This is a genomic window from Streptococcus oralis (assembly GCF_001075875.1).
GTDB lineage: Bacteria > Bacillota > Bacilli > Lactobacillales > Streptococcaceae > Streptococcus > Streptococcus oralis_I.
Window position 1 is genome coordinate 1 of record NZ_JUOS01000101.1, and the last position, 9316, is coordinate 9316.

At 41.8% G+C, this 9316-nt stretch carries 9 protein-coding genes; all 9 read left to right on the forward strand.

The window, feature by feature from the left end:
- Positions 1-318 precede the first annotated feature (318 nt).
- The 9 genes from ADM33_RS06085 (at position 319) to ADM33_RS06125 (ending at position 9088) form a co-directional block, all read left to right on the forward strand.
- The gene (locus ADM33_RS06085; protein ID WP_049503781.1) at positions 319-609 is read left to right on the forward strand and encodes a thiamine-binding protein; all 291 of its coding nucleotides are present in this window, start codon (positions 319-321) and stop codon (positions 607-609) included.
- On the forward strand, positions 572-1330 hold the full coding sequence (locus ADM33_RS06090) for an ABC transporter permease (protein WP_049503782.1): 759 nt from the start codon (positions 572-574) through the stop codon (positions 1328-1330). The genes ADM33_RS06085 and ADM33_RS06090 overlap by 38 nt, the downstream gene beginning before the upstream one ends.
- 37 nt (positions 1331-1367) lie before the next feature.
- A complete protein-coding gene (locus ADM33_RS06095; protein ID WP_049503784.1) occupies positions 1368-2375 on the forward strand; it encodes an ABC transporter substrate-binding protein in 1008 nt (335 codons plus the stop codon).
- Entirely contained in the window at positions 2375-3103 is a 729-nt protein-coding gene (locus ADM33_RS06100; protein ID WP_049503786.1) for an ABC transporter ATP-binding protein, read from the forward strand. The genes ADM33_RS06095 and ADM33_RS06100 overlap by 1 nt, the downstream gene beginning before the upstream one ends.
- 116 nt (positions 3104-3219) lie before the next feature.
- Entirely contained in the window at positions 3220-3678 is a 459-nt protein-coding gene (locus ADM33_RS06105; protein ID WP_001211286.1) for a CtsR family transcriptional regulator, read from the forward strand.
- A 6-nt stretch (positions 3679-3684) separates the two neighbouring features.
- The gene (locus ADM33_RS06110) at positions 3685-6117 is read left to right on the forward strand and encodes an ATP-dependent Clp protease ATP-binding subunit (protein WP_049503787.1); all 2433 of its coding nucleotides are present in this window, start codon (positions 3685-3687) and stop codon (positions 6115-6117) included.
- Between the two features lie 351 nt (positions 6118-6468).
- On the forward strand, positions 6469-7527 hold the full coding sequence (locus tag ADM33_RS06115; RefSeq protein ID WP_049503789.1) for an AAA family ATPase: 1059 nt from the start codon (positions 6469-6471) through the stop codon (positions 7525-7527).
- 9 nt (positions 7528-7536) lie between these two features.
- On the forward strand, positions 7537-8313 hold the full coding sequence (gene pnuC / locus ADM33_RS06120; protein ID WP_049503791.1) for a nicotinamide riboside transporter PnuC: 777 nt from the start codon (positions 7537-7539) through the stop codon (positions 8311-8313).
- Between the two features lies 1 nt (position 8314).
- Positions 8315-9088, forward strand: coding sequence for an NUDIX domain-containing protein (locus ADM33_RS06125; RefSeq protein ID WP_049503793.1), 774 nt, complete (start codon positions 8315-8317; stop codon positions 9086-9088).
- The last annotated feature ends 228 nt before the right edge of the window (positions 9089-9316 follow it).

Sequence of the window (9316 nt, forward strand, 5' to 3'; positions counted from 1 at the left end):
CATCAGCTTTTACAGCCCTACTCAACTGTGCGGAGGTGGGACGACGAAATCGAATTCTAATGAATTACCGATTTCTGTCCCACTCTCTTTTCTGTAAGCAGTTTCCTTGACATCTTGTTTATTTTGCGTTATCATATGTCCATATAATATATGGGAGTCTGTGTACAGTCTGAGAGGAAGTGTTAAACTTCGACCGCACCTGATCTGGGTAATGCCAGCGTAGGGAACGAATACTTGGCCTAATTTTGCACCTTTTTCATATATGAAAGAGGTTTTTCTTTTTTACAAAGAAAAACTGTAACTTAGAAGGAGGTTTTAATGAAAGCAAGCATTGCTTTACAAATCTTACCCCTGTCACAAGGGATTGACCGCATAGCTATTATCGATCAAGTCATTGCTTATCTGCAAGCTCAAGAAGTTACTATGATAGTGACACCCTTTGAAACGGTTCTAGAGGGAGATTTTGATGACTTGATGCGTATTCTCAAAGAAGCGCTAGAGGTGGCAGGTCAAGGAGCAGACAATGTTTTTGCCAATGTGAAAATAAATATAGGAGAGATTTTAAGCATCGATGAGAAACTTGAAAAGTATAATGAGACGGCGTATTAGCCTGCTAGGATTTTTGGGTGTCTTGTCTCTTTGGCAGGTGGCAGGTTTCTTAAAACTTCTACCAAAGTTTATCTTGCCGACACCACTTGAAATCCTCCAGTCTTTTGTTCGTGATAGAGAATTTCTCTGGTACCATAGCTGGGCAACCTTGAGAGTAGCTTTACTAGGTTTGGTCTTGGGTGTTTTAATAGCCTGTATCATGGCTGTCCTTATGGATAGTCTGGGCTGGCTAAATGATTTGATTTACCCTATGATGGTGGTTGTCCAGACCATACCAACCATTGCCATAGCCCCTATCCTGGTCTTGTGGCTAGGTTACGGAATCTTGCCCAAGATTGTCTTGATTATCTTGACGACAACCTTCCCTATTATCGTCAGTATTCTAGATGGATTTAGGCATTGCGACAAGGACATGCTGACCTTGTTTAGTCTGATGCGAGCGAATCCTTGGCAAATCCTGTGGCATTTTAAAATCCCTGTCAGCCTGCCCTACTTTTATGCAGGTCTGAGGGTCAGTGTCTCCTATGCTTTCATCACAACAGTTGTATCTGAGTGGTTGGGAGGCTTTGAAGGACTAGGTGTCTACATGATTCAGTCCAAAAAACTGTTTCAGTATGATACCATGTTTGCGATTATTATTCTGGTATCGCTGATCAGTCTTCTGGGGATGAAGCTAGTCGATATCAGTGAAAAATATGTGATTAAATGGAAACGTGCTTAAAATAGAGCGTTTTGGAAAAAGAAAAGAGGAAATAAAAATGAAGAAAACATGGAAAGTGTTTTTAACGATTGTAACAGCTTTTCTAGCTGTCGTGCTTGTGGCTTGTGGCCAAGGAACAGCTTCTAAGGATAACAAAGAAGCAGAACTCAAAAAAATTGACTTTATCCTAGACTGGACACCCAATACCAACCATACAGGGCTTTATGTAGCCAAAGAAAAAGGTTATTTCAAAGAAGCTGGAGTGGATGTTGATTTGAAATTGCCACCAGAAGAAAGCTCATCAGACTTGGTTATCAATGGCAAGGCACCATTTGCTATCTATTTCCAAGACTACATGGCTAAGAAATTGGAAAAAGGAGCAGGTATTACTGCTGTTGCAGCTATCGTTGAGCACAATACATCAGGTATCATCTCTCGTAAATCCGATAATGTAACTAGTCCAAAAGACTTGGTTGGTAAGAAATACGGAACCTGGAATGACCCAACTGAGCTTGCGATGTTGAAAACCTTGGTAGAATCTCAAGGTGGAGACTTTGAGAAGGTTGAAAAAGTACCAAACAATGACTCAAACTCGATCACACCGATTGCCAATGGCGTTTTTGATGCTGCCTGGATTTATTATGGTTGGGATGGAATCCTTGCTAAATCTCAAGGTGTGGATGCAAACTTCATGTATTTGAAAGACTACGTCAAAGAGTTTGACTACTACTCACCAGTTATCATCGCTAACAATGACTATCTGAAAGACAACAAAGAAGAAGCTCGTAAAGTCATCCAAGCTATTAAAAAAGGTTACCAATACGCTATGGATCACCCAGAAGAAGCGGCTGATATCTTGATCAAGAATGCACCTGAGTTAAAGGATAAACGTGACTTTGTCATCGAATCTCAGAAATACTTATCAAAAGAGTATGCTAGCGACAAGGAAAAATGGGGACAGTTTGATGCTGACCGCTGGAATGCCTTCTACAAATGGGATAAAGAAAATGGTATCCTCAAGGAAGATTTGACTGATAAAGGATTTACTAACGAATTTGTAAAATAATGACAGAAATTAGACTAGAACACGTAAGCTATGCCTACGATGATGAAAAGATTTTAGAGGACATTAACCTACAAGTGACTTCAGGTGAAGTGGTCTCTATCCTAGGCCCCAGTGGTGTAGGAAAGACTACCCTCTTTAACCTGATTGCAGGCATTTTAGAAGTCCAGTCAGGTAGAATTGTGCTTGATGGGGAGGAAAATCCCAAGGGGCGCGTGAGCTATATGTTACAAAAGGATCTGCTCTTGGAACATAAGACGGTACTTGGTAATATCATTTTGCCCCTCTTGATTCAAAAGGTGGACAAGGCAGAAGCCATTGCCAAAGCAGATGAAATCCTTGCTACCTTTCAGTTGACGGCGATACGTGACAAGTATCCTCATGAGCTTAGTGGTGGGATGCGTCAGCGTGTTGCTTTACTTCGTACCTATCTTTTTGGACATAAGCTCTTTCTTCTAGATGAGGCCTTTAGTGCCTTGGATGAGATGACTAAGATGGAGCTCCACGCCTGGTATTTGGAGATTCATAAACAGCTAGGCCTGACAACACTCATCATTACGCATAGTATCGAGGAGGCCCTTAATCTTAGTGACCGTATCTATATCTTGAAAAATAGGCCTGGACAGATTGTTTCTGAAGTCAAACTCGACTGGTCTGAAGATCAAGACAAGGAAGTTCAAAAAATTGCTTATAAACGCCAAATCTTAGCGGAATTGGGATTAAATAATTAGAAAGACAGGGAGTTGGTGAGGATTGTTCATTACCAGCCCCTTTTTCTTTTAAAAAATCGAAAAATTCGGTATAATAGTCAAAGATAGTCAAGGTTCAAAGAAAGAGGTGGCGTTCTATGAGATTTAAAAATACATCAGACCATATAGAGGCCTATATCAAGGCGATTTTGGAGCAGTCGGGTATGGTTGAATTGCAACGAAGCCAATTAGCGGATACCTTTCAAGTCGTGCCTAGCCAGATTAATTATGTGATTAAGACTCGATTTACTGAAAGCAGAGGCTATTTAGTTGAAAGTAAGCGGGGAGGTGGCGGTTATATTCGCATTGGTCGGATTGAATTCTCAAACCACCATGAAATGCTCCGCGATTTATTGTATTCGGTAGGTGAAGAAGTTAGCCTAGCTATCTTTGAAGATGTTTTAAGACTCTTGTTTGAGCAGGATTTGGTGACTCGTCAGGAGATGAATCTATTATTAGCAATGGCGACAGACCGAGTTTTAGGCGATGATGCCAATCTTATCCGTGCCAATATGCTCCGTCAGTTATTACAAGAGGTAGATAGAAAAGGAAAATAGAACTAAATGAAATATTCAAAAGCATTGAGAGAATGTATAGAAAGTGCCTTTCTGGTCGCAAGTCATTTTGGGGCAGAATACCTAGAGTCATGGCACCTATTGATTGCTATGGCCAATCATGGTTACAGTGTGGCTGGGGCGACTTTAAACGAATTTCCATATGAGATTGATCGTCTGGAGGAAGTTGCTGTAGAGCTGACTGAAACAAAGTATAGCGATAAGGAACATTATCAGGAGCTGCCTTTTTCACACCGGTTGAAGGTATTGTTGTTGGAAGCAGAGCACGTTGCTTCTGTCGTACATGCCAAGGTATTGGGAACAGAGCATGTTCTTTATGCTATCTTACATGATGGCAATGCCTTAGCTACTCGCATTTTAGAAAAAGCGGGATTTTCTTACGAAGATCAGAAGGATCAGGTCAAGATTGCTGGACTTCGTCGAAGTCTTGAAGCGCGTGCTGGTTGGACTAGAGAAGATTTGAAGGCCCTTCGCCAGCGTCATCGTACGGTAGCGGATAAGCAAAATTCCATGGCTAATATGATGGGTATGCCTCAGACACCAAGTGGAGGTTTGGAAGATTATACGCATGACCTTACGGAGCAAGCTCGTTCGGGTAAATTGGAACCAGTCATCGGGCGCGACCAAGAAATCTCTCGTATGATTCAAATCTTGAGCCGTAAGACAAAAAATAATCCAGTCCTAGTTGGAGATGCAGGTGTCGGTAAAACAGCTCTAGCACTTGGTCTTGCTCAACGTATTGCCAACGGGGATGTACCTGATGAAATGGCTAAGATGCGAGTTTTAGAACTTGATTTGATGAATGTGGTTGCGGGAACTCGTTTCCGTGGTGACTTTGAAGAACGTATGAACAATATCATCAAAGATATTGAGGAAGATGGAAAGGTCATCCTCTTTATCGATGAGCTTCATACCATTATGGGGTCGGGAAGTGGGATTGATTCGACCTTGGATGCGGCCAATATCTTGAAACCTGCCTTGGCACGTGGAACTCTGAGAACTGTCGGTGCGACCACTCAGGAAGAGTATCAAAAGCACATCGAAAAAGATGCAGCCCTTTCTCGTCGCTTTGCAAAAGTGATGATTGAAGAGCCAAGTTTAGCAGATAGTATGGCTATTTTGCAGGGCTTGAAAGCAACTTACGAGAAACACCACCATGTCCAAATTACAGACGATGCAGTAGAAACAGCTGTCAAAATGGCACATCGTTATTTGACGAGTCGTCATTTGCCAGACTCAGCAATCGATCTTTTGGATGAAGCAGCTGCAACAGTGCAAAATAAATCGAAACACGCTAAACAAGATGAGTCAGGTTTAACACCAGCTGATAAGGCCTTGATGGATGGTAAATGGAAGCAAGCTGCTCAACTCATTGCAAAAGAACAGGAAGTTCCAGTCTATAAAGATTTGGTGACAGAATCAGATATTTTGACCACCTTGAGTCGCTTGTCAGGTATTCCAGTTCAAAAATTGACCCAAACAGATGCCAAGAAATATCTCAATCTTGAAGCTGAACTGCATAAGCGTGTTATCGGACAGGAACAAGCTGTATCTAGTATCAGTCGTGCCATTCGCCGAAATCAATCGGGTATTCGCAATAACAAACGTCCAATTGGCTCCTTTATGTTCCTAGGACCAACAGGTGTTGGTAAGACCGAGTTGGCCAAGGCCTTGGCGGAAGTTCTCTTTGATGATGAGTCTGCTCTTATCCGCTTTGACATGAGTGAATATATGGAAAAATTCGCAGCCAGCCGTCTTAACGGAGCTCCTCCAGGTTATGTAGGCTACGAAGAAGGTGGAGAGTTGACCGAGAAGGTTCGTAACAAACCGTACTCAGTCTTGCTCTTTGACGAGGTAGAGAAGGCTCACCCAGACATCTTTAATGTTCTCTTGCAGGTCTTGGATGATGGGGTTCTTACAGATAGCAAGGGGCGCAAGGTTGATTTCTCAAATACCATTATTATCATGACATCAAACCTAGGTGCGACAGCTCTTCGTGATGACAAGACAGTCGGATTTGGAGCCAAGGATATTCGTTTTGACCAGGAAAATATGGAAAAACGGATGTTTGAAGAGTTGAAAAAGGCTTACCGCCCAGAGTTCATCAACCGTATTGATGAAAAAGTTGTCTTCCATAGCCTATCAAGTCAAGATATGCAAGAAGTGGTTAAGATTATGGTCAAACCATTGATTGCGAGCTTGGCAGAGAAAGGCATTGACTTGAAACTCCAAGCATCTGCCCTTAAACTTCTAGCTCAGAAGGGTTATGATCCAGAGATGGGGGCTCGTCCACTACGTAGAACTTTGCAAACGGAAGTAGAAGACAAGCTTGCAGAGTTCCTTCTTACAGGTGAACTGAAAGAAGGTAAGACACTTAAAATTGGTGTCAAAGCAGGTCAATTGAAATTTGAGATTATTTAAAATTGTGAGGTTGGAACAGATTGTTTCAGCCTTTTTTTGGAAAGTTGTTACTTAAATAAGCATTTGGATTTTGCATTTATACTCAATGAAAATCAAAGAGCAAACTAGAAAACTAGCCGCAGGCTGTACTTGAGTACGGCAAGGTGAAGCTGACGTGGTTTGAAGAGATTTTCGAAGAGTATTAGTTTAAGAATTTCAAAAACGAGTTTCTCCTAATCAAGTTTTGTATATCAAGTAAAAAATCCGATCATGTATGAATGTTTTTATAAAAAACAATAAAAAAGTATTGACAAACACAAGGGAGAGGAGTATAATATAAAATATAAAAAGTTATAAAAAGGTTGAAAAGACATGAAAAAGAGTATAGCAGTGGTTTTTGGCACCTTTGCTCCCTTACATCAGGGGCATATTGATTTAATTCAAAGAGCAAAACGTCAATGTGATGCTGTATGGGTGGTAGTTTCAGGTTATAAGGGAGATCGTGGTGAACAGGTGGGACTTACACTACAAAAGAGATTTCGCTATATTCGTGAAGCTTTTCGAGATGATGAGTTGACCTCTGTTTGTAAACTTGACGAAACTACTATCCCGCGCTATCCAATGGGCTGGCAGGAGTGGTTGGATCAGATGTTGCAGGCCATTTCCTATGACCAGACTGCTGAGGAGCTAATCTTTTTTGTAGGAGAGGCCGACTACCAAACAGAGCTTCATAAACGTGGTTTTCAAGCAGTTTTGCAGGAAAGAAAATTTGGAATTTCGGCTACCATGATTCGAGAAAATCCAAGTAAATATTGGAAATATATCGCTCAACCCTTCCGCCGGCAGTTTACAAAGAAAGTGTTGATTATGGGAAGTGCGAGTAATGGTAAAACAACTCTAGCCAAGGATTTAGCTCGTTTTTATGATGCGCCAGTCAGTCTGGAGTATGCTCGTGAGTATCAGATAAAAAATAATGTCCGTGATGATGAGCTTACCCCAAAAGATTATTATTACCTTCTTTTGGGCCAATATGACCAAACTTCCAAGTTAATCGATAGCAATGCCAATCGAGGCCTGGTCATTGCAGACACCAACTCACTGGTAACCAAGGGCTACTACGATTACTACATGGAAAGCGAAGAGCAGGAGGACTTGTCCGTAGAGACCTTTGATAATCTCTTTGTTTCCATATTAGCCAAGGAAAAGTGGGATCTAATCCTCTTTGTGCAACCTGTTGGCTCTTATGTCAATGATGGTTTTCGCGACATGACCATGGCAGAAGACCATATCCGTCACAGTTTTTCTCAGCATTTGGATATGATGAGGGAGCAATATCTGGCTACTATCCCTCATGTTTATCTAGCTGATGACTATCTAGGAAATTATGAAGCAGCAAAAGTAGCTATCGATGCCATTTACCAAGCAGATTAGGAGAAGAAAATGAAAAAAATAACTGAAAAAATTACTCGATTTATCGCAAATTTTAAAAATGTTCACGCAGAAGCTCGTAAAATTGGTTTTGCAGGAGTTATGCGTTTGCTTTGGAAAGACCTCTTTGTGGGACGCAGTCTTTTCCAGTGGCTCTATTTGATTGCTTTATCAAGTGTCCCTCTTATTCTGGAGTTTACACAAAACACGGAAAGTCATGACTGGGTTGGTCTCTTGGCCTCTTGGACAGGGATTGTCTGCGTTATCTTGGTAGCTGAAGGTCGGGCAAGCAACTACCTTTTTGGTGCTACTAACTCTGCTATCTATTTGGTCCTAGCTATGAATGCTACTTTCTACGGAGAAGTTTTGACAACAGTTTATTTCTTTGTCATGCAGCCCATTGGTCTCTATACTTGGTTGTCTAATCGGATCAATGAACAAGGAAAACCAGAAGAATCCCACTTTGAAGCTAAGAAACTTGGCCTGATTGATTGGCTCAAATATTTGGCTTTGACTGCTATCATCTGGATTGGTATGGGCTTTGCCTACCAAAGTATCCATAGCGCTCGTCCTTTCCGTGACAGTGTTACCGATGCGACCAATGGTGTTGGTCAGCTCTTGATGACACGTCTTTACCGGGAGCAATGGATTTTCTGGATTGCAACCAATCTCTTTAGTATTTACCTCTGGTGGGGTGAAAATATCCATATTCAAGGTATGTACTGGGTTTACACCATCAATAGTTTAGTCGGTTGGTATCAATGGACAAAAGCTGTCAGGGAGGGATAAGATGACTGAAACGATAATCCCGGCTGGAATGACAGAAAGAGAATATTTTGAGATTCATGCGACGGAGAAGGAATTTTTAGACTGGTACTGCAAACAGGATCTTCCTCAGTATGAAAAACCGAGCGTGACGGTGGATATGGTAGCTTATTGCTTTGTGGAAGGGAAAATCAAACTCTTGCTAATTCGTCGCAAGGCCCATCCTTATCAAAACTGTTTGGCTTTGGTCGGTGGTTTTATGGATAAGAGCGAAGATGCAAGGCATGCTTGTCAGCGTGAAGTGAGGGAGGAGGTCAACCTCGACCTTCCTTTGGAAAAAATCGAACAGTTGATGACAGTGTCTACTCCAGGTCGTGATCCGAGGGGCTGGACGGTTACTATCGCCCATTTGGTGTATCTACCTAGCCGCGCACTTGATCTCGTTCAAGCTGGAGATGATGCCAAGGATGTGGTTTTTGTCGATGTTGATTTTCAGACGGGCAAGTGCTTCTTAGAGGGACTAGAGTTGGGGGAGCAAGCCTTCGCCTTTGACCATTATGCCATTATCCAAGAGTCTATTAAACGAATCCAAGGACGTCTTGACTGGAATCCGACCTTCCTCTATCTGCTAGAGGAGGAATTCACTGTCTATGAAGGAACCGAATTAGTCAATCTCATCAACCCAGGACGACCAATCGTCAGCAATAACTTTCTAGTTAAATACGGTGAATATGTAGAAGAAGTTGGGCTCAAACGAGTGCCTAAAAAGAAACCAAGAAAAACCTATCGATTAAAATAAAAAGATTGGGGACCGAAATCGATAGCCCAAGTCTTGGTTTCCTAGTTTCAGTCCTGAGAAGTTTCAACAAATCCGATGGCTGGTTGAGCTTGAGAATAGAGAAAATACAGTTTGTGTCAAAAGTCAATTCAGCCATCGTGTCAAAGACTTATTAGTCATAAAAAAGCGAGAGGCTGGGACAAAAGTCCTAGCCTCTCAATTGTCTTTGGATTGTCGAGCAAGACGCAG

Excerpts from the sequence above, each read along its gene's own strand:
- ADM33_RS06085 (WP_049503781.1), top strand. The coding sequence starts at position 319 with ATGAAAGCAAGCATTGCTTTACAAATCTTACCCCTGTCACAAGGGATT.
- ADM33_RS06090 (WP_049503782.1), top strand. The coding sequence starts at position 572 with ATGAGAAACTTGAAAAGTATAATGAGACGGCGTATTAGCCTGCTAGGA.
- ADM33_RS06095 (WP_049503784.1), top strand. The coding sequence starts at position 1,368 with ATGAAGAAAACATGGAAAGTGTTTTTAACGATTGTAACAGCTTTTCTA.
- ADM33_RS06100 (WP_049503786.1), top strand. The coding sequence starts at position 2,375 with ATGACAGAAATTAGACTAGAACACGTAAGCTATGCCTACGATGATGAA.
- ADM33_RS06105 (WP_001211286.1), top strand. The coding sequence starts at position 3,220 with ATGAGATTTAAAAATACATCAGACCATATAGAGGCCTATATCAAGGCG.
- ADM33_RS06110 (WP_049503787.1), top strand. The coding sequence starts at position 3,685 with ATGAAATATTCAAAAGCATTGAGAGAATGTATAGAAAGTGCCTTTCTG.
- ADM33_RS06115 (WP_049503789.1), top strand. The coding sequence starts at position 6,469 with ATGAAAAAGAGTATAGCAGTGGTTTTTGGCACCTTTGCTCCCTTACAT.
- pnuC (WP_049503791.1), top strand. The coding sequence starts at position 7,537 with ATGAAAAAAATAACTGAAAAAATTACTCGATTTATCGCAAATTTTAAA.
- ADM33_RS06125 (WP_049503793.1), top strand. The coding sequence starts at position 8,315 with ATGACTGAAACGATAATCCCGGCTGGAATGACAGAAAGAGAATATTTT.